The sequence below is a fragment of the Herbaspirillum sp. ST 5-3 genome (assembly GCF_004804275.1).
Classification (GTDB): domain Bacteria; phylum Pseudomonadota; class Gammaproteobacteria; order Burkholderiales; family Burkholderiaceae_D; genus Noviherbaspirillum.
In genome coordinates, this window is the sequence record NZ_STGI01000008.1 from 18,754 (window position 1) to 41,003 (window position 22,250).

Genomic DNA, 22,250 nt, shown 5'->3' on the forward strand with positions numbered 1-22,250 from the left:
CGCATTGCATCAAGCTCCATTCAATCGTTCACCGGCCGGATCGTAAAACGGTGTCTCGACCACCTCCGCTTCCAGCCAGGCCCCCATGTGATGCAGCCGGATGCGTTCTCCCGTACGGCTGCGGCCGCGCCGCAACATTCCTAGCGCAACCGGTTCGCCGAGGATCGGACTGAAGTAACTCGACGTCACCCAGCCTTCGGTCTCGCAGGGCAGGGGAGCGGGCGCCACTTGCGCACCCACCGGCAGCCGCGTGCGCCGGTCCACCGGGCGCATGCCCACCAGCTGCATGCGATTGGCATCGCGTGAGGCAGGGCGCAGCAATGAGCGGCGCCCGACGAAGTTGGCGGCCTTTTTCTCGATGCCGCGGTCGAAGCCGACATCGGCAGGCTGCGTCGTGCCGTCAGTGTCTGCACCAACATGCAGATAAGCTTTTTCGGTGCGCAGGATCTGCAGCGCTTCGACGCCGTAAGCGGTGACATCGAACTGTTTTCCGACCTCCCACAATCGGTCGAGCAATTCCTGCGCGTACGACGGCGGCAGGTTGATCTCGTAACTCAGCTCGCCGCAAAAACTCGCGCGCAGAACGCGCAGCGGCACACCATCGATTTCAGTGCCTTGCATCGTCATGTGCTTCATGTGTGATGGCGCGAATTCCGCGGGAAAGCCAAGCTCCTGCAGCAGCTTCCATGCAAGCGGCCCGGCGACAGTGATGTTGGCCCATTGCCCGGTGACCGGAATGACGGCCACGCGCATGTCGACGAATTCGCATTGCAGCCATTCATCGAATGCCGCAGCGGTGCGCTCCACGCCGCCGCTGGTGGTGTTGACCCAGAAATGCTGTTCCGACAAGCGCACCACAATGCCGTCGTCGACAATCACGCCGTTCTCGTTCAGCAGCAAGCCGTAGCGTCCATGGCCGGGCTTGAGCGTGGACATGGTGCCGACATACATGAGGTCGAGGAAAGCGGCCGCATCCGGTCCCGCCACCTCGATTTTTCCAAGAGGAGAACCGTCGAACAAGCCTGCGCCGTGCCGTACAGCGAGTGCTTCGCGCAAGGCGGCCTGCTCGAGATTTTCTCCTTCTCGCGGATAGGCCGCCGGACGCATCCAGCCGCCGAATTCCTCGAACAGCGCGCCGCGCTGCTCATGCCAGGTACGTGCCTGCAACTGGCGTCGCGGCCGGTAGCGCTCGCCGCTGCGGCCGCCGACGACGGCGCCCATGGTGATCGGTTTGAAGGGCGGACGGAATTTGGTCGTGCCCACTTGCGCCGGTTCGCGCGCGGTATGCGCGCCCAGTCGCACCAGCGCATTGATATTGCTCGTCTTGCCCTGATCGGTGCCCATGCCGGTCGCCGTGTAGCGCTTGAGATGCTCGACCGAACGATAGTTCTCGCTCGCGGCAATTCGTATGTCATCGCTGCTGACATCGCTTTGCAAATCCACGAAGATCTTGCCTTTGCGCGCGCCTTTTTCCAGAGCAGCTGGCGCCGGATGGGTGTCTGCCAGACACGTTCCAACGCCGCCCACCGGCGCGGCCGGGATGCTGGCTCCGGCCAGCAGTGCGCGCACCGACTCTTCCGCGTGCATGCTTGCCGCTGCTTCGTCAAACACGCCGGCGCATGCGCCGACCGACGCGATGCCAGCAGGCGCGCCGTGCGGCACGAACATGGCGGATTCGTCCACCCAGCGCAGCTTGCCGCCCGCTTGCGAAAACAGGTTCACGTTCGGCGTGAGACCGCCTGCGCAGGCGATCGTGTCGGCGTCGATGCTGCGCACCTGTCCGCCGGCCAACAGCTGTGCGGAGTGCACCGACGACTTGCCTTCGACACCGACCACAAAGGCATCGTGCCAGTGCGGCACGCCTGCTGGAATGGCAGTATGCGCACCACGGCTTCCTTCGGGCCGCGTGTCGGCGATCCCCGCGACAGCGATGCCGGCGCGCAGCAAGGCGGCCGCCGTCGCATAGCCGCTATCGGCGTTGACCGCCAGCAGAACCCGCTTCCCGCAGGCCGCTGCATAATCGGATGCATAGCGCTGTACAGCGCCCGCAAGCATGACGCCCGGCCGATCGTTATCGGGAAACAGCATCGGCCGCTCAAAGGCGCCGGTCGCGAGCACGATATGTGAAGCGCGTATCTTCCAGACCCGTTCGCGCACGTCGCTGCCCTTCGGCAGCACCTCCAGTGCTGTCACAAAATGGTGGTCGTAAACGCCGAATGCCGTGGTGCGAACAAGCACCTGCACGCCGGCACGCGCGAGGTCTTCGCGCCATGACTCGGTATCCTGCTGCGTCGCCCAGCGCTGCCAGCCGCCCAGCGCCTTGTCCGATTCCAGCAGCACGGTGCCCGAACCGGCGGCAGCGGCCGTGCGCGCGGCTGCCACGCCACTGGCACCACCGCCGATCACCAGCACGTCGGTATCGATGCTGACTTCATCGTAGCGATCACGGTCGCGTCCCTGCGGCGCAATGCCAAGGCCTGCCATGTTGCGCACCTTCGGCTCGAACAGATGCCAGTTCGGCCACATGAAGGTCTTGTAATAGAAGCCTGGCGGCATGAAGCGAGCGAATTTCGCGGTTGCGGCCGAAAAGTCGAGGTCGACGCTTGGCCACGCGTTTCCGCAGTCTGCGATCAATCCGTCGAACAGCTCGACATCGGTAGCGCGCGTAACAGGCGTGCGATCGGCGCCCACGCCGACGTCAACGATGGCGCTCGGTTCTTCCGGGCCGCAGGTGAAGACGCCGCGCGGCCGGTGCAGCTTGTAGCTGCGTGCGATGGTGCGCACGCCGGATGCGATCAATGCCGACGCCAGCGTATCGCCTTCGAAACCCTGCAGCTTGCGTCCCGCAAATTGAAAATCGATGCGCCGCGCGGTGTTGATCAAGCCGGGCCGATCGGCCTTGAGGCGGTAGCCGCTCATTCCGCATCTCCATTCATCGGCAGATTCGGGCGCTTTGCGGTGATGTCATACACCGCGTGCACCTCGTGCGTGACCGTGTCGCGCAATACGTTGAACCATTGTCCGCAACCGAAGGTATGGCGCCAGCGTTCGGCATGGACGCCGCACGGATTGTCCCGAAAGAACAGGTACTCGCCCCAGGTTTCGTCGCTGACAGCGGAGGCGGGGCCGGGACGTGCGATGGCTGTCTGGCCGCCGCATTGAAATTCATTTTCTGGCCGCCCGCCGCAGCAGGGGCATGTGAGTTGCATCATGTCGGAGTCCTAATGGGCGATACCGGACGCTGCGGCTTCGTCGATCAGCCTGCCGGTGTAAAAGCGCTCAAGCTGGAACGGCTCGGCCAGCTCATGGCTGCGATCGGTGGCCAGCACATGGGCCAGCGTCCAGCCGCCGACCGGGATCGCCTTGAAGCCACCCGTGCCCCATCCGCAGTTGATGTAGAGGCCGCGCACCGGCGTCGGTCCGATGATGGGGCTGGAATCCTGCACCACGTCGACAATGCCTGCCCACTGGCGCATCAGGCGCAGCCGGCTGAACGAGGGGAACATTTCCAGGGTTGCGGCCAGCACTTGCTGGGTGACCGCGTAACTGCCGCGCTGTGCATAAGAAATGAAGTGGTCGATGCCGCCACCGATGACAAGTTCGCCCTTGTCGGACTGGCTCCAGTAGGCGCCCACGGCCGGTGACATGACCACAGTATCCAGTACCGGCTTGACCGGCTCGCTCACCATCGCCTGCAGTCCGTAGCTGGTCACCGGCAGGCGGAAACCGGCCATATCGGCGAGCAGGGTGCTGCTGCCCGCGACGGCGACGCCGACACGCTCGGTGCGCATCGTGCCACGGTTGGTCTTGACGCCGCTTATCTTCCCGTCCGACATGTCGAAACCGGTAACCGTGCAATTCTGGATGATGTCCACGCCAAGCGCCGAAGCCGCGCGCGCATAGCTCCACGCCACCGCGTCATGGCGAGCGGTGCCGGCGCGGCGCTGGATGAAACCGCCGAGAATCGGAAAGCGCGCCTGCGGACCGCCATCGGCGAGGCGCGGGCACAGTTCCATCACTTCATCGCGGGAAAGCAGGTCGGAGTCAATGCCGTTGAGCCGCATGGCATTCGCCCAGCGCGCCATGGAATCGAGGTCGTGCCGTGTGTGCGCGAGCGTCACCATGCCGCGCTGGCTGAACATGATGTTGAAATTGAGGTCGCGCGACATGGCTTCATAGAGCCGCACCGAGAATTCGTACAGCCGCGCGCTTTCGGGATAGAGATAGTTGGAACGAACGACCGTGGTATTGCGTCCGGTGTTGCCGCCGCCGATCCAGCCTTTTTCCAGAACGGCGATCCTGGTCATGCCATGGTTTTTCGCCAGGTAGTAAGCGGTCGCGAGTCCATGGCCACCGCCGCCGACGATGATCGCGTCGTACTGCGGCTTCGGCTCGGCGTCCAGCCATGCGGGAGTCCAGTCGGCGTTGTCACGCCAGCCTTCTCGCATCAAAGCCCATGCAGAATATTTCATTCAATGCAGTTTATCCGCGGCAATAATGAGTGTCAATACAGTGCTGTATGGTCACATTTGTCGTGCATGCCATGCAGCACTGTATGGATTGGAAATCGATCGCCATGGCATGCGGTGAAGTTCAATTGTGGTGAGATGCAACCCCAATCTCGTCAACACACCGTTCCCGCCGAGTACTACTTTCCCGCCAATTGTGCAATCTCATGGATCAATTGAAAGGCAGAAATGCCGATGCCCAGCGTCGCCGCAGAGGAGTACCATGTTCGTGCCCGGTGCGCTCGAAAACCCCCGGATCGATTGTTCGTGAGCGTGCCGCAGGGAAATGCGCCTTGCCTCAAGATCGTCATGCGGCGATCCGCCCGGGCCGAGGCGATGAAGGGGATTTATCGCATGAACATGACAGACGCCTTCTGTGCTCCGGCATGGGCGAAATGGCGTATTCAACCCGCCTCGAACCGGAAGTTCTCCTGCCGCCGAAAGACCATTTTCGGGGCCGCAGCCACTGCGCATGCGACAGATATCGACCAGACAATTCTTTAATCGAAAGGCGATGATGAAAACCGAGAACACATCAAAAGACGAGCAGTTGCGCGAAGCCGCACTTGACTATCACCGCAACCCCACGCACGGCAAGATACAAGTGGTCTCCACCAAGGCCTTGTCCAATCAGCGCGACCTGTCGCTGGCCTATTCGCCCGGCGTCGCCTTTGCCTGTGAAGAGATCGAGAAAGATCCGTCCAAGGCCGCCGAATACACCTCGCGCGGCAATCTGGTGGCGGTCGTGACCAATGGTACCGCCGTGCTCGGGCTGGGCCACATCGGTCCGCTTGCCGGCAAACCAGTCATGGAGGGAAAGGGCTGCCTGTTCAAGAAATTCGCCGGCGTCGATGTGTTCGACATCGAACTCGACGAACTTGATCCGGACAAGCTGGTCGATGCCATCGCGATGCTCGAGCCGACCGTGGGCGGCATCAACCTCGAAGACATCAAGGCGCCGGAATGCTTCTATATCGAGAAGAAGCTGCGCGAACGCATGAACATTCCTGTCTTCCATGACGACCAGCACGGCACCGCAATCATCTCCACCGCGGCCTTGCTGAATGCACTCAAGGTGGTGGGCAAGGACATCGGCAAGGTCAAGCTGGCGGTTTCCGGCGCGGGTGCTGCGGCGATTGCGTGCCTCGACACCATGGTGAGCCTCGGCGTGCGCCGCGAAAACGTCTATGTGGTCGATTCGCGCGGCGTGATCTACGCAGGCCGCGATGCCAGCATGGAAGCCAACAAGGCGCGCTATGCGCAGGACACAACAGCGCGCACTCTGGCGGATATCGTCAAGGGCGCCGACGTTTTCCTCGGCTGCTCCACCAGCGGGGTATTGACCGGCGAGATGGTCGCCACCATGGCGGACCGCCCGATCATCCTGGCACTGGCCAATCCGGAACCCGAGATTCGCCCGGAAGTCGCAAAGGCGGCACGCCCCGATTGCATCATCGCCACCGGCCGCTCGGATTACCCGAATCAGGTCAACAACGTGCTGTGCTTCCCCTACATCTTCCGCGGTGCGCTCGACTGCGGCGCCACGAAGATCACGGAGGAAATGAAGCTCGCCTGCGTGAAGGCCATCGCCGAACTGGCCGAAGCCGAAAGCAACGACGCCGTGGCCGCCGCCTATGCCGGCCAGGACCTGACCTTCGGCCCCGAATATGTGATTCCCAAGCCCTTCGATCAACGTCTCATCGAACGCATCGCACCGGCAGTTGCCAAGGCGGCGGCCGAGTCCGGCGTGGCCACGCGGCCGATCGCCAATCTGGACGCTTACCGCCAGCAGTTGAGCCAGCGCGTCTATCACACCGGGCTCATCATGCGTCCGGTGTTCAACACCGCGAAGATGTCGCCCAAGCGCGTCGCCTATGCCGAAGGCGAGGAAGAGCGCGTGCTGCGCGCGGTGCAGACGGTGGTCGACGAAGGACTGGCCAAGCCGATCCTGATCGGCCGCCCGCATGTGATCGACATGCGCATCCGGAAAGCGGGCCTGCGCCTGAAGGCCGGCGTTGATTTCGAGATCGTCAATCCCGAGGAAGACCCGCGCTACCGCACCTACCATGAAGCCTACCAGGCCCTGCGCGGACGTGACGGCATCACGCCCGACATGGCAAAGACCGCGCTGCGCCGCTCCAATACGCTGATCGGCACGATGCTGGTGCACATGGGCGATGCCGATGCGATGCTGTGCGGAACGGTAGGGCGTTTCGACGCTCACCTTGAGCACGTTCGCGATGTGATCGGTCTGGCGCCAGGCGCCGGCGTGTTTGCGACGATGAATGCCTTGACGCTGGAAAAGTACACGCTGTTCATCACCGACACCTACGTCAATGACGATCCCAATGCGGAGGAGCTTGCGGCCATCACGCAGCTGGCGGCGCGTGAAATAGTGCGTTTCGGCTTGCAGCCGAAAGTTGCGCTTTTGTCTCACTCGATGTTCGGCTCGTCCTCCCGTCCATCTGCGCGGAAGATGCGGGTCGCGCGCGAAATCCTGGCACGTGTCGCACCGGATCTGGAGGTGGAGGGTGAACTGCAAGGCGATGCGGCACTGTCGGAGGATGTGCGGCGTCACTTCCTGCCGAGTTCCACGCTGACGGGCAGCGCCAACCTGCTCGTCATGCCGACTCTGGACGCGGCCAACATTGCCTTCAACCTGCTCAAGATCACGGGCGGCTACGGGGTGACCGTGGGACCGATCCTGCTCGGTTCCGCCAAACCGGTGCACATACTCAACCCCGCTGCGACGACGCGCCGCATCGTCAACATGACGGCGCTGGCAGTCGCGGATGCGATTTCGTCGACGCAGGGTTCGGTAGTCTCTGCTACATAAGGCGCACTCGCAGTATCCCATGGCGACGCGCTCCGAATGCCGGCGTCGCCATGGCAGCTTCGCTCGTGAATGGCAAGGCAGCCGGCACGCCCGCATTGAGCAATCCGGGCGCTGCTATCTGTGTCCCGTCCTCCTGTCGACACTTTGAAGACGGTCGTTCCCTGTCCTGTATCAAACATTTCCGATCTGTACCTGTCAGTGGTCTTGGTGCTTGATCTGTCACAAGCAAGGCGAATCCGGCAGGCATAGTCTGAGCGGATATTGCCTGCCGGCGGAAAGGCACATGCAGTCGCGCTGCGGTGACGGATCACACATGCGCAAGGTAAGCAGATTCGCCGTCGCCGCATGGCAGGGGATTCAAGAATTGCATTTCGTACGATATGGCACGATGTGGAGCATGAAATGAAACATGTCACAGTCCTAGGCCTTCTGATGGCCGCGTTTTGCGCCGTACCTGCCGCCTCGCAGGCGCAGCAAATGGCATTTACCTCGATAAACGTCCACCTGAGGGCGGGACCGTCCAGGGATTATCCGGTTGTCGCAATACTCCCGGCGGGCCTCACGATATCCGTGCAGGGCTGTCTGGGTGACTACAGATGGTGTGATGTCGTGGCGGGCCCCAATCGCGGGTGGGTCTATGCGGGCAATATCATCTATCCCTATCAAGGCACGAACGTCCCAGTGCTTACGTACGGCCCGGTGATCGGCATCGGCATCATTACATTCAGTCTGGGCACCTACTGGGGTGAGCACTACCGTGGCCGCCCGTGGTATCCGCAGCGTCATCGCTGGATCGACCGGCCTCATCCCAACTACGCCCCCGGCGGCCATCCGCCGCGACCGAATCCGGGCTTCCGGCCGGATTCAAGACAGCATCCCTCGCCGGGGCGACGGCAGGACGATCATCGCGCACCGTCATCAAGGCAGGGACAGGAACGGAGCCGGCATCCCACGCAAGGCCAGGGCCCCGGCGGCGGGCACGGGCGCTGAAAACGCAATGACGCGCTCGCTGCCAGGCAATCAATGCTCCAATTCCAGCCGATCAAGAATACGAGATAGGGAATGCTTGATCCCGCACAATTGACACCAGTGATGCCGATGCACAGAATGTAAGCGTTCGCTACAGCGACACGGCTCACCCGGCTTCATGTGGCGGTGGGTGATTGGTTACTTGGTCGTGTCATCGATGACTTCTCCCGAAGTCATTGGTGACACGACCTAAGGCAGCTCACTCAAAAGGTGAGCTGATCCTTGCAGTATCCAGCGGAGGTTCCATGAAAAACGAAACATTGAAACCGGTTCCCGCACTGGTGGCGATTGCCATCACGCTGCTAATCTGGTTTGTCATTCCGGTTCCGCAAGGAGTCACTCCCAACGCATGGCATCTCCTGGCCATGTTCATCGGCACCATCGCTGCGATCATCGGCAAGGCAATGCCGATCGGCGCGCTTGCCATGATGGCGATCGCTCTGGTCGCAATCACCGGCGTGACCAACAGCAAGCCTGCAGCCGCCATCGCAGATGCGCTGAGCGGATTTTCGAATTCGCTGATCTGGCTGATCGGCATATCCATCATGATTTCGCGCGGGTTGATCAAGACCGGGCTCGGTGCGCGCATCGGCTACTACTTCATTGCCCTGTTTGGCCGCAAGACCATTGGCATCGGCTATGCGCTAAGCCTGTCCGAACTGATTCTCGCCCCCGTTACGCCGAGCAATACCGCGCGCGGCGGCGGCATCATGCATCCGATCATGAAGTCGATCGCCGGCAGTTTCGGCTCGTCGCCGGAGCAGGGGACCTCTGCGAAGATTGGGCGTTATCTTGCGCTCGTCAACTATCAGACCAATCCGATCACATCCGCCATGTTCATCACGGCGACCGCGCCCAACCCGCTGGTGGTGAAGTTGGTGGCGGAGGCAACCGGATCGAAGGTAACGCTCTCCTGGGGAACCTGGGCGTTCGCGATGCTGCTGCCCGGACTTGCCGCGATCTTGCTGATGCCGCTGGTGATTGCCTGGATCTATCCGCCGGAAATCAAGGACACGCCTGACGCGCGCAGCTTCGCCAATTTGAAATTGCGGGAACTGGGGCCAGTCAAGCACAGCGAGAAAATTCTGCTCGGCGTGTTCGCGTTTCTGCTGCTTCTGTGGGCAGGCGTGCCGGAGATGGCATTCGGCAAAGCCTATGGTGTCGATCCCACCACGGCTGCATTCGCGGGCCTGACTTTGCTGCTTCTCTCGGGCGTGCTCACCTGGGACGACATCCTGGCGGAAAAGAGCGCATGGGACACCGTCACCTGGTTCTCCGCGCTGGTCATGATGGCCAGCTTCCTTAACAAGCTCGGGGTCGTCTCCTGGCTTTCAAGCTCCCTCCAGACTGGAATTCTGCATCTCGGCCTGAACTGGATTGGAGCGATCGCCCTGTTGATCCTGGTGTACATGTATGCGCACTATTTCTTTGCCAGCACCACTGCGCACATCACCGCGATGTTCGGCGCGTTTTACGCCGCCGGGATCGCCCTGGGAGCGCCGCCGATGGCGTTCGCTCTCTTGCTGGCAGCCGTCTCATCGATCATGATGACGCTGACGCACTACGCCACGGGAACGTCGCCCATCATTTTCGGCTCGGGCTACACATCGCTCGGCCAATGGTGGCTTGCGGGATTGGCAATGAGCGTCGTCAATCTCGTCGTATGGGTCATCGTCGGCGGCATCTGGTGGAAGGTATTGGGTTATTGGTAAGCAGCGCGCCAACGGAGCGGGACTGTAGGGTAAAATTCAGCGGTCGCTTCCCCGTCCGTGCCTGCATGAGCCGTTTCCCACGATTTTTCGCCGCTTCACTGTCCGCGCTGTTCCTCGTCGGCTGCTCGGCGCCGCCGCCGCGCGCCAATATCGAAAGCGGCGAGTTCGTTTCCACGGACATGTATTCGCGGTCGCTGCCCGGCACGAATGTCTCGGCATGCGAGGCCGCCCGGCGCGCGCTTCTCAGCCAGGGTTACGTGATGCGCGACATGAACGCATCCCAGATCAACGCGCTCAAGAAATTCCAGCCCGCTGCCGACCGCCATGTGCAGGTTGAATTCCATGTCGTGTGCGAACCGAATGCCGACGGCAGCAATAGTGCGACGGTCTTCGCCAATGCGGTCCGCGACACCTACACGGTCAAGAAAAGCAGCAACTCGGCCAGCATCGGCGTTGGTGCCGTCGGGTCCCTGTCACTCCCGTTCGGCACCACCGACGACTCGCTGGTCAAGGTTGGCAGCGAAACAATCCAGGCGCGCAGCTTTTACGATCGCTTCTTCGAAATGGTCGAAGCGTATACCGACGAGAACCCGCCGGCAGCAGTCGGCCGCGTTCTGGACGACGAGCACAGTCGCTGATTGCGGCGCAACGCAGGCCGATGGCAATAGCGCCGCCGACAAACGTCATCCCGCGACGCTGATCGTCAATGCATCACCCGAGCGGAACCGGAACAAAGATCTTCGTATCCCCACGTTGAATCAGCAAGGCCACATGCTTGCCTTCCTTCGACAGCAAGTCCTGCAGCTGCTCCACCGATTTGACCGGCGTGCCGTTGACGGCAATGATCACATCGCCGCTTGCAACGCCGGCCCGCGCCGCGGCGCCAGTTACGCGCTCGATCATGACGCCCGACGCCAGATTGGCTTCATGCTTCTCTTCCGGCGACAGCGGGCGAACGGCCAGGCCCAGCTTGCCCTGCGGCCTGGCGCTGCTGTGGTCGTCCGATGCCAGCGAATCACTCGCTTCTGTTAACGTGGTCGACAATTCCACGGTCTTGCCCGCGCGCCAGACCTCAAGCTTGGCCGCATCACCGGGCTTGCCCATGCCGACGAGCGCAGGCAGGTCACCCGAGCGCGTAATGGCATGCCCGTTGTACTTCATGATCACATCGCCCGCCTTGATCCCCGCCTTCGCGGCCGCGCTGCCGGGCGCCACGCTCGACACCAGCGCGCCCTGCGGTTGCTGCAGTTTGAACGAATCGGCCAGCGTCTGGTTCAGTTCCTGGATCGTCACACCGAGACGTGCATGTGACACCTTGCCGTTCTTGACGATCTGGTCTTTCACATGCAGCGCGACGTTGATGGGGATGGCGAAGGACACGCCTTCATAGCCGCCGGTGCGGCTGTAAATTTGTGAATTGATGCCCACCACATTACCGTTGGCATCGAACAGCGGCCCTCCGGAATTGCCGGGATTCACCGCGACGTCCGTCTGAATGAAGGGGACGTAGGCATCGCCCGGCAGAGCGCGACCCTTGGCGCTGACAATGCCCGCCGTGGCGCTTTGCTCGAAGCCGAACGGCGATCCGATCGCCAGTACGTAATCGCCGACGCCGAGCCGCTCGGGATCGCCGAGCTTCACTACCGGCAAATCACGCGCATCGATCTTCAGGACGGCGACGTCGGTGGCCGGATCGCTGCCCAGCACCTTCGCCTTGTACTCGCGGCGGTCGTTCAGCTTCACGATGACTTCGTCGGCGTCGCGCACCACGTGTGCATTGGTCAGAATCAGGCCGTCCTTGCCGATAATGAATCCGGAGCCTTGTCCGCGCACAGGCATGTCGCCGCGCGGAGCCCGTCCGCCGAATCCTGGCATGCCACGGAAAAACTGGAAGAACGGATCGTCCGGAAGGCCATCGTCGTCCATGCCTTTCATGCCGGCCTTGGCGACGCCTTCGGTATTGATGCCGACCACCGCCGGGCCGAAGCGCTCGACGATGGCGCGATAATTCGGCGCCGTGATCGGTCCGATCGGGCCGTCGGGAACGGCTTGCGTTGCGACGGCGGGACTGACTTGTTCAGGCGTGTTCTTGTGCAGCCAGTTCGACGGATTCCAGTTCAGCGCATTCGCGGTCCCGGCCGCAATCACGCCGGCGGCCATCATGCTGAGTGTCAGGGATTTGATCTTCATTTTCGATTCCTTTTCCAAGTCTCGGGGGAACATCCACGCGACAAAGAGTAGAAAACGAAAATTAAGCGAGCATTAAGCCGAACGGCTACCGGGGAAAGACGACACGAACACTCAGGCCACCCGCCGAGGAACTCCCCAGGTCAATACTTGCGCCATGCTGATCGGCAATGTTCTTGACGATCGACAAGCCTAGCCCGCTTCCGGTCTGTCCGGCAGTATCGCCGCGATAGAAACGATCGAATACACGCTTGCGAACCGCCTCGGGAATGCCGGGTCCGGAGTCCTCGACCAGCAGCACGACGCGTTCCGCTTCTTCCGCAATGGCCACGCGTACCCATCCGCCTTCCGGCGTGTAACGCACCGCATTGTCGAGCAGGTTGCGGGCCAGTATGCGCAAGCCCGCCGCATCCGCCTGCAGGATCACCTTCTCGGGCGCCTCTTGCTCGATCCGGATCCCGTGCGCCTGCGCGAACATGAACACGTCCGCCAGGGCCTGGCGCATCAGTTCGGCAAGATCAATCGGTTGCAGCGAAGCGGCACGGTCATTGGGATCGGTCTGCGCGGCAGTCAGCAACTGCTCGATCAGATGCGTCGCCCGATCCACGCCTTCGTGCAATTTGGCGAGTGCCGCCTTTTTCTCGATGTCGTCGGAAGCGCGTTCAAGGAGCTGCAATTGCAATCTGACCGCGGTCAGCGGCGAGCGCAATTCGTGCGCGGCATCCGCGACGAAAGCATGCTGGCTCGCGAAGGCGCGCTGCAGCCGTTGCAACAGGGAGTTCAGCGCCTTGACCATGGGCGCGATTTCGTCCGGAAGGTCGGCCTCGCTCACTTGTTCCAGGCTGTGCGCATCGCGCTGTCCGACTTCGCGCGCAAGCCGGCGCAAGGGCAGGAGCGATCTGCCGACCAGCCACCATATCAACAGGGCCATCAAGGGCGCGAAGGCCAGCAGTGGCGCCAGGCTGCGCAGCGCTGCCGATGCCGCCAGGTCGCGCCGCAGATCGACCGGTTGCGCGACTTGAATGATGCGGTCGCGCGCCGCCAGACTGTACACACGCCAGAGGCGGTTGCCTGCGGCGACGTCGGTATAGCCGAGCATCGCGCGGGTGAACAGGGGATTGCCGGGATGCGACAAGTACAGCATGGTACCGTTGGCTGTCCATATCTGAATCACCACGTCCGGCAGATCTTCATCGAACCCGAAACTTGGCGACGGCACGACGCCCTGATCACGCAGCGAGAGCGCAATCTGCCGCAATTGGTAATCGAACAAGTCTTCGTTTTGCCTCAGTGCTTGCCGATAGGTCACCACGCCGATGACCAATGCCGTGAGAATGGCAGCCAGCAGAAGCAACACCGACAGGCGGGTGCGGATCGATTTCATGTTTTCGTCCCCGGTTTCGGTACGAAATAGCCGACCCCGCGTACATTCTGGATGAAGTCGCTGCCCAACTTGCGCCGCGCGCCATGGATGTGGACTTCGACGGTATTGCTTTCCACTTCCTCGCCCCATGCGTACATGCGTTCTTCCAGCTGCGCCCGCGACAGGATTGCGCCAGGGCGCAGCATCAACGCCTCGACCACCGCGTATTCGCGCGCCGACAACATCACCGGCCGGCCGTCACGCGTCACTTCGCGGGTCGCCGGATTCAGGCGCACCCCCATCACTTCGATTTCCGGCTCGGCATGCCCGGAACTGCGCCGCAATGCGGAACGGATGCGCGCACCCAGCTCGTCCATGTCGAACGGCTTGATCACGTAATCGTCGGCTCCCGCGTCCAGGCCCTTGATGCGCTCCCCGACGCCGTCGCGTGCGGTAATCACGATCACGGGAATCGTCTGCCTGCGTTGCCGAAGGCTTTGAAGCACGGCGATGCCATCCTTGTCCGGAAGTCCGAGATCAAGCAAGACCAGGTCGAAATGCTCGGCCGCCAGCGCGGCTTCAGCAGCGCGTCCGTCGCGGATCCACTCCACCGCATAGCCGTCCTGCCACAGCGAAGTGCGGACGGCATCGCCGATCATGGCGTCGTCTTCGACCAGGAGAATGCGCATGTTTTGCGTTAAGGCGTTGTCTGCCGGCTCAAACGGCAATATGTTTCAAGTAATTCGATGATTCGCGTATTGCGGAAGGCGTGCACGTGCCAGTCCGCCAATCGGGAAAAACATCGATAGTATGCCTCAGGAAAAAGGCGGCAGAGAGGTCGCGTCAATGCTCCGCGCGACACGAATCAAGCGAAGTGAATTCGCTGACGAATCACTTTTTTGAAAGAAGGAAGGAGGACTAAACCGGCACGGACACGGAGTGTCGCGCCTTTGGGGAGAACAAGTCTTTAAGTCTTGGGGTGGATATGGTCTGCAATATCCAGACCATTCCGAATGATGGTGGAGGCGGCGGGAATCGAACCCGCGTCCAAAGATCCTCTACAGCCAGTTCTACATGCGTAGTGCAGCCTATTGGTTTTAATCCTGATGACGCGGACGCACGCGCTTCACCAAGACGAGTCACCTATTTTTAACGTTACGCCAAGTAACCCGACGTAACGCGATTCCCTGTGAATGACTCTACTGCTGTTGCCAGCCCGCCCCAGGGACAAGACGGTGTAGAGCTAAGAAGTTATTAAGTTCCTAGTGGTTTACGCTGCGAGAGCGTAAGATTCATCGTTTGCATTTAAGCATTTCCGGTTGGATTTACGAGGTGACCAGCCCTCGGCATGCCCTGTACTGCTTCGCAACCCCTGTCGAAACCAGGTCGCCCCCAAAACAGCAACAAGTCTATTGTACTTCACTAGATGTGACCGAGCCGCTCGAATTCAAGGCCTGAGCGCGAATTAAATTCAGAAGATGCAAAGGCGAGTCCACCAGCGCGTCGGCATCCCAGGCCGTCGGCTCGACATGTCCGCAGTAGCCCCAGGCCGCCGCTATGGTTATCATGCCCGCCGCCCGGCCAGCCTGCATATCACGCAAGTCGTCGCCGACGTACCAGCAATCCTGCGGCGTCACGGCCAGCCGACGAGCGGCTTCGAGCAGTGGCTCCGGATGAGGTTTCGAGTGCGCGGTGGTATCGCCGGAAATCACGCACGAAGCCTGGTGCAAACCGATCCGAGGCACGAGCCGGTCGGTAAAGCGCGAGGCCTTGTTGGTGACGATGCCCCACGACAGTTTGCACTCTTGCAGGTTTGTCAGCAAGGCTTCAATTCCTTCGAACAAGCGGCTTTCCACTGCGATGAATGCTTCGTAGGTGTCAAGAAAGGCATCGCGCAATTCGTTGTAACCATCGTCCTCCGGTTTGATCCCGAAAGACGCGCCGATCAGACCGCGCGCGCCGGCTGAGGCAACCGGGCGCAGCAGGTCGAAAGGAGTGGGTGTCAATCCGCGTGCCGCACGTACACGATTCATTGCCGCAGCAAGGTCGGGTGCGGTGTCGGCGAGCGTGCCGTCCAGATCAAACAGGATGGCACGAGGAGAAGTTAATGACATGATACCGATATGAAGATGGCGGATTCCGTGCTCTGCACTATTGCAGACCAAGTGACTGTCAGGATAAAGCGTTTACGCCGGCTTCGAGCAGGCAACCAGATAATTGACGTCGGTATTCTGATTCAGGGAATACACCTGAGTCAGCGGGTTATACCCCATGCCCTTCAAACTTTCCAGCGTCAAACCCGCCTGCCGAATGAATTGCGCCAGTTCGGCCGGCGTGATGAATTTGGCATAGTCATGCGTCCCTTTCGGAAGCAGTCGCAGCAAGTACTCGGCCCCGATGACAGCAAACAGATAAGCTTTCGGGTTGCGGTTGATGGTCGAAAAAAACACATGGCCGCCTGGCTTGACAAGCGTGGCGCAGGCTTGAACGACAGCGGCAGGATCAGGGACGTGCTCAAGCATTTCCATGCAGGTGACGACGTCGTAGCTTCCCGGTTCACGCGCCGCGAGCTGTTCGGCGGAAATCATTTCATAGCGGACTTGCACGCCCGACTCGAGGCTATGCAGATCCGCAACCTTGAGGGCTTTTTCCGACAAGTCGATGCCGGTGACTTTGGCACCTTTTTTTGCCATTGATTCTGCCAGGATGCCTCCGCCGCAGCCGATATCGGCCACCGTCTTCCCGGCAAGCGGAGCGCGGGCATTGATCCACTCAAGACGGAGCGGATTGATTTCATGCAACGGGCGGAATTCGGATGTTGGGTCCCACCAACGATGGGCGAGATCGCTGAATTTTTGCAGTTCTAAAGGATCGGCATTCATAGTGCGAATGATAGCTGGAATAATGCTGCCTGTCGTGTCGCCGCAAGCGAATCGATCATGCGGCCATAAAAAAACCCCGCCGAAGCGGGGTTTCTCCTGATGCGAATCGATTATCGGGTACGAGTACCAACGACTTCGATTTCAACACGGCGGTTCTTGGCGCGGCCAGCGGAGGTCTTGTTGCTCGCAACCGGCTGTTTCTCGCCTTTGCCTTCAGTATAGACACGATTGGCTTCTACACCCTTGGACACCATGTATGCCTTCACAGCTTCGGCGCGACGCACGGACAGTTTCTGGTTGTAGCTGTCGGTACCGATCGAGTCGGTATGGCCAACTGCGATGACAACTTCCAGGTTCATGCCTTGGAGTTTGGAGGTCAGGTCGTCGAGTTTTGCCTTGCCATCAGGTTTCAGCACAGCCTTGTCAAAGTCGAAGAAGGTGTCAGCAGCAAACGTGACCTTTTCGGAAACCGGTGCGGGAGCGGGTGCGGGGGCGGGTGCCGGAGCAGGAGCCGGAGCGGCAGGTGCCGGAGCCGGAGCGGCTTTTGCGATTTCTCCGTCGCAGCCACCGACCGAATCGCCCGGGGTCCAGTAACCGGTATGCCAGCACTGGCCGAACCCGCTACGGGTGACGACGCCGCGGCTGTCTTGCAGATAGGCGCTGTTCGGAGTTTTTGCCTGGATATCTTGCTGAGCCGATGCAGAGAACGATACAACTGCGGACGCAGCAAAGATGAGTTTTGCTAATTTATTCATATTTTTCCTCTTGGTTGAGATATCCGCAGATTCACTGCGCAACTAATAACATTCTAGAACTTATACTACCACATGCTATTAAATCATCTTTTCGCAAGGTTGTTCACTTGCAATGCTCTTTAGCTAACTACATTTTGCCATAGGCGCGATACACAACGATTATTGCTAAGTCAACGATACAGCGTTTTTGATCGCACGTTGTATTTTCGCAACGCAATATGTAAAAACACTGGCGTTTTAAAAAATCCTTGCGGCTCGCGCAAGGATTTTTCTCAAGCGATTCTGTTATTTCGCAATGCCGCGTGCTTCGATTACTACCCGGCGGTTGGGCGCCAGGCACGCAATCAATTGTTTGCGGGGGAGTTTGTCGTCGCAGGCCTTGATTGACTGCGTCTTTCCCGCGCCCAAGGTGTCGATATTGCCGGTCACGCCTTTGCTTTTCAGGTAAGCCGCCACGGCATCCGCGCGTTTCTCCGACAGGCGCTGATTGTACGGATGCGATCCGAGGCGGTCCGTATGGCCGGTCACCAGTACGATTTCAACCTTGGCGCAGTTCGACAGTTTGGATAACACGTCGTTGTCGATGCGTGTTTTCGCCGCGCTGCTGAGCGCAGCCTTGTTGAACTCGAAGGTTTCGTCGCTGCTCAGCGTGACGGCAAAATCGCAGCGCTTGGGAGCGGCAGGCGCGGCAGGAGCTTGCGCAACCGGTGCCACAACGGCAGGCGCGGTTGGCTTGGCCACGGGAGGAGCGAGTTCGCCGTCGCAGCCGGCTACGGCATCGGCAGGTGTCCAATAGCCGGTCCTCCAGCAAAGACCGAACGGGCTGCGGGTGATGACGCCGCGGCTGTCCTGCAGATACGCACTTTTCTCCGGATTTGCTTTGATGTCTGAAGCGGTTTGGGCATGAGCGGCGAATGCGCTGATGCCGAGAGCGAGGCCAAGCGTGATTTTATTGAGCATGTTTTTTCACTAACGGTTATTTGTAGGAATGATATTTTTTTGCCGCTTGCAACAGTCAATTTAATCACATTTTTCAGAATTCCGCCCCTCTGCATTTCCATGCGTACTCTATAAGCCGCTTGCTCCGGAGGAGGACTCGGTCGCCGTGCTAAAATCCAATGTTTGGCATGCTGCGTTCACAAGCGATGCTGTTGCCAAGATATTCAGCCAACTTCTGCAGAGATAAGCCGACTCCCCAATGGATCAATTCGCTAAAGAGACAATCCCGATTTCCCTCGAAGAAGAGATGCGCAAGAGCTATCTCGATTACGCGATGAGCGTGATCGTCGGCCGTGCGCTGCCGGATGTGCGCGATGGCTTGAAGCCGGTGCACCGACGCGTTCTCTACGCAATGCATGAAACGAACAACGTATGGAACCGTCCATATGTGAAATGCGCGCGCGTGGTCGGTGAGGTCATGGGTAAGTACCACCCGCACGGCGACCAGGCGATCTATGACACCCTGGTGCGCATGGCGCAGGATTTCTCGCTGCGCTACACCCTGGTGGATGGGCAGGGAAACTTCGGATCGGTCGACGGCGACAATGCTGCGGCGATGCGTTACACCGAGTGCCGGCTCGACAAGATTTCCAGTGAAATTCTGGCTGACATCGAAAAGGAAACGGTCGATTTTGTTCCAAACTACGACGGCAAGGAGAAAGAGCCGTCCGTACTGCCGACCCGCATTCCCAATCTGCTGATCAATGGATCGTCCGGCATCGCCGTCGGCATGGCGACCAATATTCCGCCGCACAATATCTCGGAAGTGATCGATGGCGCGTTGCACGTGCTGCGCAATGCGGAATGCACGGTGGACGAACTGATCGAGATCATTCCCGCGCCCGACTTCCCGACGGCTGGCATCATCTACGGCGTATCCGGCGTGCGCGACGGCTATCGCACGGGGCGTGGCCGAGTGGTGATGCGCGCGAAGACGCACTTCGAAGAATTCGGCAAGGAAAATCGCACTGCGATCATCGTTGATGAATTGCCGTACCAGGTTAACAAGAAATCCCTCCTGGAACGCATCGCCGAACTGGTGCGCGACAAGAAGCTTGAAGGCATTTCCGACATTCGCGACGAATCCGACAAGTCAGGCATGCGCGTCGTGATCGAACTCAAGCGCGGTGAAGTTCCCGAAGTGGTGCTGAACAATCTGTACAAGCAAACCCAGTTGCAAGACACCTTCGGCATGAACATGGTCGCACTGGTCGACGGTCAGCCGAAGCTGCTGAACCTCAAGCAGATGCTCGAATGCTTCCTGTCGCATCGTCGCGAGGTGGTCACGCGCCGGACTGTATTCGAACTGCGCAAGGCACGCGAGCGCGGCCACGTATTGGAAGGTTTGGCAGTTGCGCTGGCGAACATCGACGACTTCATTGCCATCATCAAAGCCGCGCCGACGCCGCCGATTGCGAAATCGGAATTGATGGCGCGTGCATGGGATTCTTCGCTGGTGCGTGAAATGCTCGCGCGTACCGGCGCAGAGAATGCTGGCGGCATCGATGCATTCCGCCCCGAGAACCTGCCCAAGCATTACGGTATCCAGCCGGACGGACTGTACAAGCTGTCCGACGAACAAGCGCAGGAAATCCTGCAGATGCGCCTGCAGCGCCTTACCGGTCTGGAGCAGGACAAGATCGTCAATGAATACAAGGAAGTCATGGCGCAGATCGCCGACTTGCTGGATATTCTTGCCAAGCCCGAGCGCGTGACGGCAATCATTTCCGACGAGCTGACCGCCGCCAAGAACGAATACGGGGAAGGCGCGAAGGATGTGCGTCGTTCGCAAATCGAGCTGAATGCAACCGATCTCGAAACGGAAGATCTGATCGCGCCGCAGGACATGGTCGTGACCTTGTCGCATTCCGGCTATATGAAATCGCAGCCGGTGTCCGAATATCGCGCGCAAAAGCGCGGCGGTCGCGGCAAGCAGGCAATGGCAACCAAGGAAGACGACTGGATCGACCAGTTGTTCATCGCCAATACACACGACTACATCCTGTGCTTCTCCAACCGTGGCCGCCTGTACTGGCTGAAGGTGTGGGAAGTGCCGCAGGGCTCGCGCAATTCGCGCGGCAAGCCAATCGTCAACATGTTCCCGCTGCAGGACGGCGAGAAGATCACTGTCGTGCTGCCGTTGTCAGGCGAGAACCGCAGCTTCCCGGAAGACCACTATGTCTTCATGTCCACGAGCCTTGGCACGGTCAAGAAGACACCGCTGACCGAGTTCAGCAATCCGCGCAAGGCAGGAATTATCGCAGTGGATCTGGATGAGGGTGATTTCCTGATAGGCGCCGCGCTGACGGACGGCAAGCACGACGTGATGTTGTTCTCCGATTCCGGCAAGGCAGTACGTTTCGATGAGAACGACGTTCGCCCGATGGGGCGCACCGCGCGCGGCGTGCGCGGCATGAGCCTCGAGGAAGGCCAGCAAGTCATTGCATTGCTGGTGGCGGAAAACGAGCAGCAATCCGTACTGACGGCGACCGAAAACGGTTTCGGCAAGCGTACGCCGATTACCGAGTACACACGTCACGGTCGCGGCACCAAGGGCATGATCGCGATCCAGACAAGCGAGCGCAACGGCAAGGTTGTTGCAGCGACCCTGGTTGAACCCAGCGACGAAATCATGCTGATTACGACCGGCGGCGTACTGATTCGAACCCGCGTCGCAGAAATTCGCGAAATGGGGCGTGCGACGCAGGGCGTGACGCTCATTGCCGTGGAAGATGGCACCAAGCTGTCCGGCCTGCAGCGCATCGTCGAAACCGATGTCGAGGAAGAAAACGGCATTGCGAACGGTGCCGACAATGGCGCAACGGAGGAGCAATGACACGCGTCTATAACTTTTCCGCCGGCCCGGCCGTCCTTCCGCAGGAAGTGCTTCAGATAGCCGCGGACGAAATGCTCGACTGGCACGGCAGCGGCATGTCCGTCATGGAAATGAGCCACCGTGGCAAGGAGTTCATTTCGATCTACGAAGCCGCAGAGCGTGATGTGCGCGAACTGCTGGCAGTCCCTGCGAATTACAAGATTCTGTTCCTGCAGGGTGGCGGCATCGGTGAAAACGCCATCGTGCCGATGAACCTGCTAGGCATGAAGCCGCAGCCGGCGACCGTGGATTTCATTCATACCGGTTCATGGACGGGCAAGTCGATCAAGGAAGCGAAAAAATATTGCACGGTCAATGTCGCCGCTTCCTCCGAGAGCCAGAAGTTCACTGTCATCCCGCCGCGCGACAGCTGGAAGCTGACGAAGGATGCTGCGTATGTCCACATCTGCACCAATGAAACAATTGATGGCGTCGAGTACCAGTACACGCCGGATGTGGGCGACGTGCCGCTGGTCGCGGACATGTCGTCGCACATCTTGTCGCGCGTCGTCGATGTGTCACGATATGGCGTGATTTTCGGCGGTGCGCAAAAGAACATCGGGCCCGCGGGTCTGACCCTGGTAATCGTGCGCGAAGATCTGATCGGTCATGCATTAACGATTTGCCCATCGGCTTTCGACTGGAAGCTGGTCGCGGAAAACCATTCCATGTACAACACGCCGCCAACCTATGCGATCTACATAGCCGGGCTGGTGTTCCAGTGGCTCAAGAAGCAGGGCGGCGTTGCAGCGATGGAGCAACGCAATATTGCGAAGGCGGCGCTCTTGTATGACTATCTGGATTCAACCGATTTCTACATGAACAAGGTTGCGAAGGATTGTCGCTCACGCATGAACGTACCTTTCTTCCTGAAGGATGAATCGTTGAACGAGGCTTTCCTCGCGGGCGCGAAAGAGCGCAAACTGCTTCAGCTCAAGGGCCACAAGTCCGTAGGCGGCATGCGGGCATCAATCTACAATGCGATGCCGATCGAAGGCGTGCAGGCACTGGTCGACTACCTGAAAGAATTCGAAAAGAAGCATGGCTAGCCGGTTGACCCGGCTGCAAGCCGTCGCTCTTCGAAACCCTCCCTCCACAGGGAAG

16 protein-coding genes, 1 other RNA gene and 1 pseudogene are annotated in these 22,250 nt (G+C 60.0%); 7 read left to right on the top strand and 11 right to left on the bottom strand.

What is annotated here, in order from left to right; all coding sequences use genetic code 11:
* Positions 1-9: 9 nt before the first annotated feature.
* Genes E6W33_RS16070 through E6W33_RS16080 form a run of 3 tightly spaced genes read right to left on the bottom strand, consistent with a single transcriptional unit; the run spans position 10 to position 4,472 of the window.
* Positions 10-2,919, bottom strand: a complete 2,910-nt coding sequence (locus E6W33_RS16070; protein WP_136418331.1) for a 2Fe-2S iron-sulfur cluster-binding protein — start codon at positions 2,917-2,919, stop codon at positions 10-12.
* The gene (locus tag E6W33_RS16075) at positions 2,916-3,212 is read right to left on the bottom strand and encodes a sarcosine oxidase subunit delta (protein WP_136418332.1); all 297 of its coding nucleotides are present in this window, start codon (positions 3,210-3,212) and stop codon (positions 2,916-2,918) included. Before E6W33_RS16075 ends, E6W33_RS16070 begins: the two co-directional genes overlap by 4 nt.
* A gap of 9 nt (positions 3,213-3,221) precedes the next feature.
* Entirely contained in the window at positions 3,222-4,472 is a 1,251-nt protein-coding gene (locus tag E6W33_RS16080; RefSeq protein ID WP_136418333.1) for a sarcosine oxidase subunit beta family protein, read from the bottom strand.
* A 550-nt stretch (positions 4,473-5,022) separates the two neighbouring features.
* Here E6W33_RS16080 and E6W33_RS16085 point away from each other — a divergent pair.
* The 5 genes and pseudogenes from E6W33_RS16085 to E6W33_RS16100 all read left to right on the top strand — a co-directional run bounded on the left by E6W33_RS16085 (position 5,023) and on the right by E6W33_RS16100 (position 10,723).
* Entirely contained in the window at positions 5,023-7,344 is a 2,322-nt protein-coding gene (locus E6W33_RS16085) for an NADP-dependent malic enzyme (RefSeq protein WP_136418334.1), read from the top strand.
* Between the two features lie 477 nt (positions 7,345-7,821).
* Positions 7,822-7,983, top strand: a pseudogene (locus E6W33_RS27580) (SH3 domain-containing protein); the annotation flags it as partial.
* Between the two features lie 42 nt (positions 7,984-8,025).
* A complete protein-coding gene (locus E6W33_RS27585) occupies positions 8,026-8,334 on the top strand; it encodes a hypothetical protein (protein ID WP_247869679.1) in 309 nt (102 codons plus the stop codon).
* A 284-nt stretch (positions 8,335-8,618) separates the two neighbouring features.
* Positions 8,619-10,085, top strand: a complete 1,467-nt coding sequence (locus E6W33_RS16095; RefSeq protein WP_136418336.1) for a DASS family sodium-coupled anion symporter — start codon at positions 8,619-8,621, stop codon at positions 10,083-10,085.
* Between the two features lie 65 nt (positions 10,086-10,150).
* On the top strand, positions 10,151-10,723 hold the full coding sequence (locus tag E6W33_RS16100; RefSeq protein ID WP_168798670.1) for a DUF2242 domain-containing protein: 573 nt from the start codon (positions 10,151-10,153) through the stop codon (positions 10,721-10,723).
* A 73-nt stretch (positions 10,724-10,796) separates the two neighbouring features.
* On the opposite strand, the gene E6W33_RS16105 is transcribed toward E6W33_RS16100, so the two are convergent.
* The 8 genes from E6W33_RS16105 to E6W33_RS16140 all read right to left on the bottom strand — a co-directional run bounded on the left by E6W33_RS16105 (position 10,797) and on the right by E6W33_RS16140 (position 18,232).
* Entirely contained in the window at positions 10,797-12,275 is a 1,479-nt protein-coding gene (locus E6W33_RS16105; protein WP_136418338.1) for a Do family serine endopeptidase, read from the bottom strand.
* 85 nt (positions 12,276-12,360) lie between these two features.
* Positions 12,361-13,656 (bottom strand): ATP-binding protein, encoded by a 1,296-nt coding sequence (locus E6W33_RS16110; RefSeq protein WP_136418339.1) that lies wholly within the window; start codon positions 13,654-13,656, stop codon positions 12,361-12,363.
* Positions 13,653-14,324 (bottom strand): response regulator, encoded by a 672-nt coding sequence (locus E6W33_RS16115; protein WP_136418340.1) that lies wholly within the window; start codon positions 14,322-14,324, stop codon positions 13,653-13,655. Before E6W33_RS16115 ends, E6W33_RS16110 begins: the two co-directional genes overlap by 4 nt.
* 328 nt (positions 14,325-14,652) lie before the next feature.
* Positions 14,653-15,029: a transfer-messenger RNA gene (gene ssrA, locus E6W33_RS16120) on the bottom strand.
* A gap of 15 nt (positions 15,030-15,044) precedes the next feature.
* Positions 15,045-15,749: an HAD-IA family hydrolase gene (locus tag E6W33_RS16125; protein ID WP_136418341.1), complete on the bottom strand. Its 705-nt coding sequence runs from the start codon at positions 15,747-15,749 to the stop codon at positions 15,045-15,047.
* Between the two features lie 72 nt (positions 15,750-15,821).
* Complete coding sequence (ubiG, locus tag E6W33_RS16130; RefSeq protein WP_136418342.1) at positions 15,822-16,517, bottom strand: bifunctional 2-polyprenyl-6-hydroxyphenol methylase/3-demethylubiquinol 3-O-methyltransferase UbiG; 696 nt, start codon at positions 16,515-16,517, stop codon at positions 15,822-15,824.
* Between the two features lie 110 nt (positions 16,518-16,627).
* Positions 16,628-17,272, bottom strand: coding sequence for an outer membrane protein OmpA (gene ompA / locus E6W33_RS16135; protein ID WP_136418343.1), 645 nt, complete (start codon positions 17,270-17,272; stop codon positions 16,628-16,630).
* Positions 17,273-17,557: 285 nt separating this feature from the next.
* Complete coding sequence (locus tag E6W33_RS16140; protein WP_136418344.1) at positions 17,558-18,232, bottom strand: OmpA family protein; 675 nt, start codon at positions 18,230-18,232, stop codon at positions 17,558-17,560.
* A 238-nt stretch (positions 18,233-18,470) separates the two neighbouring features.
* On the opposite strand from E6W33_RS16140, the gene gyrA reads away from it, so the two are divergent.
* Positions 18,471-21,107, top strand: coding sequence for a DNA gyrase subunit A (gene gyrA, locus E6W33_RS16145; protein WP_136418345.1), 2,637 nt, complete (start codon positions 18,471-18,473; stop codon positions 21,105-21,107).
* The gene (gene serC, locus E6W33_RS16150) at positions 21,104-22,195 is read left to right on the top strand and encodes a 3-phosphoserine/phosphohydroxythreonine transaminase (RefSeq protein WP_136418346.1); all 1,092 of its coding nucleotides are present in this window, start codon (positions 21,104-21,106) and stop codon (positions 22,193-22,195) included. Before gyrA ends, serC begins: the two co-directional genes overlap by 4 nt.
* The last annotated feature ends 55 nt before the right edge of the window (positions 22,196-22,250 follow it).

Bases quoted from the DNA above. Each gene is read 5' to 3' on its own strand.
- serC (WP_136418346.1), top strand. From the start codon at position 21,104: ATGACACGCGTCTATAACTTTTCCGCCGGCCCGGCCGTCCTTCCGCAG.
- ubiG (WP_136418342.1), bottom strand. From the start codon at position 16,517: ATGAATGCCGATCCTTTAGAACTGCAAAAATTCAGCGATCTCGCCCAT.
- E6W33_RS16080 (WP_136418333.1), bottom strand. From the start codon at position 4,472: ATGAAATATTCTGCATGGGCTTTGATGCGAGAAGGCTGGCGTGACAAC.
- E6W33_RS16095 (WP_136418336.1), top strand. From the start codon at position 8,619: ATGAAAAACGAAACATTGAAACCGGTTCCCGCACTGGTGGCGATTGCC.
- E6W33_RS16125 (WP_136418341.1), bottom strand. From the start codon at position 15,749: ATGTCATTAACTTCTCCTCGTGCCATCCTGTTTGATCTGGACGGCACG.
- E6W33_RS16105 (WP_136418338.1), bottom strand. From the start codon at position 12,275: ATGAAGATCAAATCCCTGACACTCAGCATGATGGCCGCCGGCGTGATT.
- E6W33_RS16140 (WP_136418344.1), bottom strand. From the start codon at position 18,232: ATGCTCAATAAAATCACGCTTGGCCTCGCTCTCGGCATCAGCGCATTC.
- E6W33_RS16110 (WP_136418339.1), bottom strand. From the start codon at position 13,656: ATGAAATCGATCCGCACCCGCCTGTCGGTGTTGCTTCTGCTGGCTGCC.
- gyrA (WP_136418345.1), top strand. From the start codon at position 18,471: ATGGATCAATTCGCTAAAGAGACAATCCCGATTTCCCTCGAAGAAGAG.
- ompA (WP_136418343.1), bottom strand. From the start codon at position 17,272: ATGAATAAATTAGCAAAACTCATCTTTGCTGCGTCCGCAGTTGTATCG.
- E6W33_RS16115 (WP_136418340.1), bottom strand. From the start codon at position 14,324: ATGCGCATTCTCCTGGTCGAAGACGACGCCATGATCGGCGATGCCGTC.
- E6W33_RS16085 (WP_136418334.1), top strand. From the start codon at position 5,023: ATGATGAAAACCGAGAACACATCAAAAGACGAGCAGTTGCGCGAAGCC.
- E6W33_RS16075 (WP_136418332.1), bottom strand. From the start codon at position 3,212: ATGATGCAACTCACATGCCCCTGCTGCGGCGGGCGGCCAGAAAATGAA.
- E6W33_RS16070 (WP_136418331.1), bottom strand. From the start codon at position 2,919: ATGAGCGGCTACCGCCTCAAGGCCGATCGGCCCGGCTTGATCAACACC.
- E6W33_RS16100 (WP_168798670.1), top strand. From the start codon at position 10,151: ATGAGCCGTTTCCCACGATTTTTCGCCGCTTCACTGTCCGCGCTGTTC.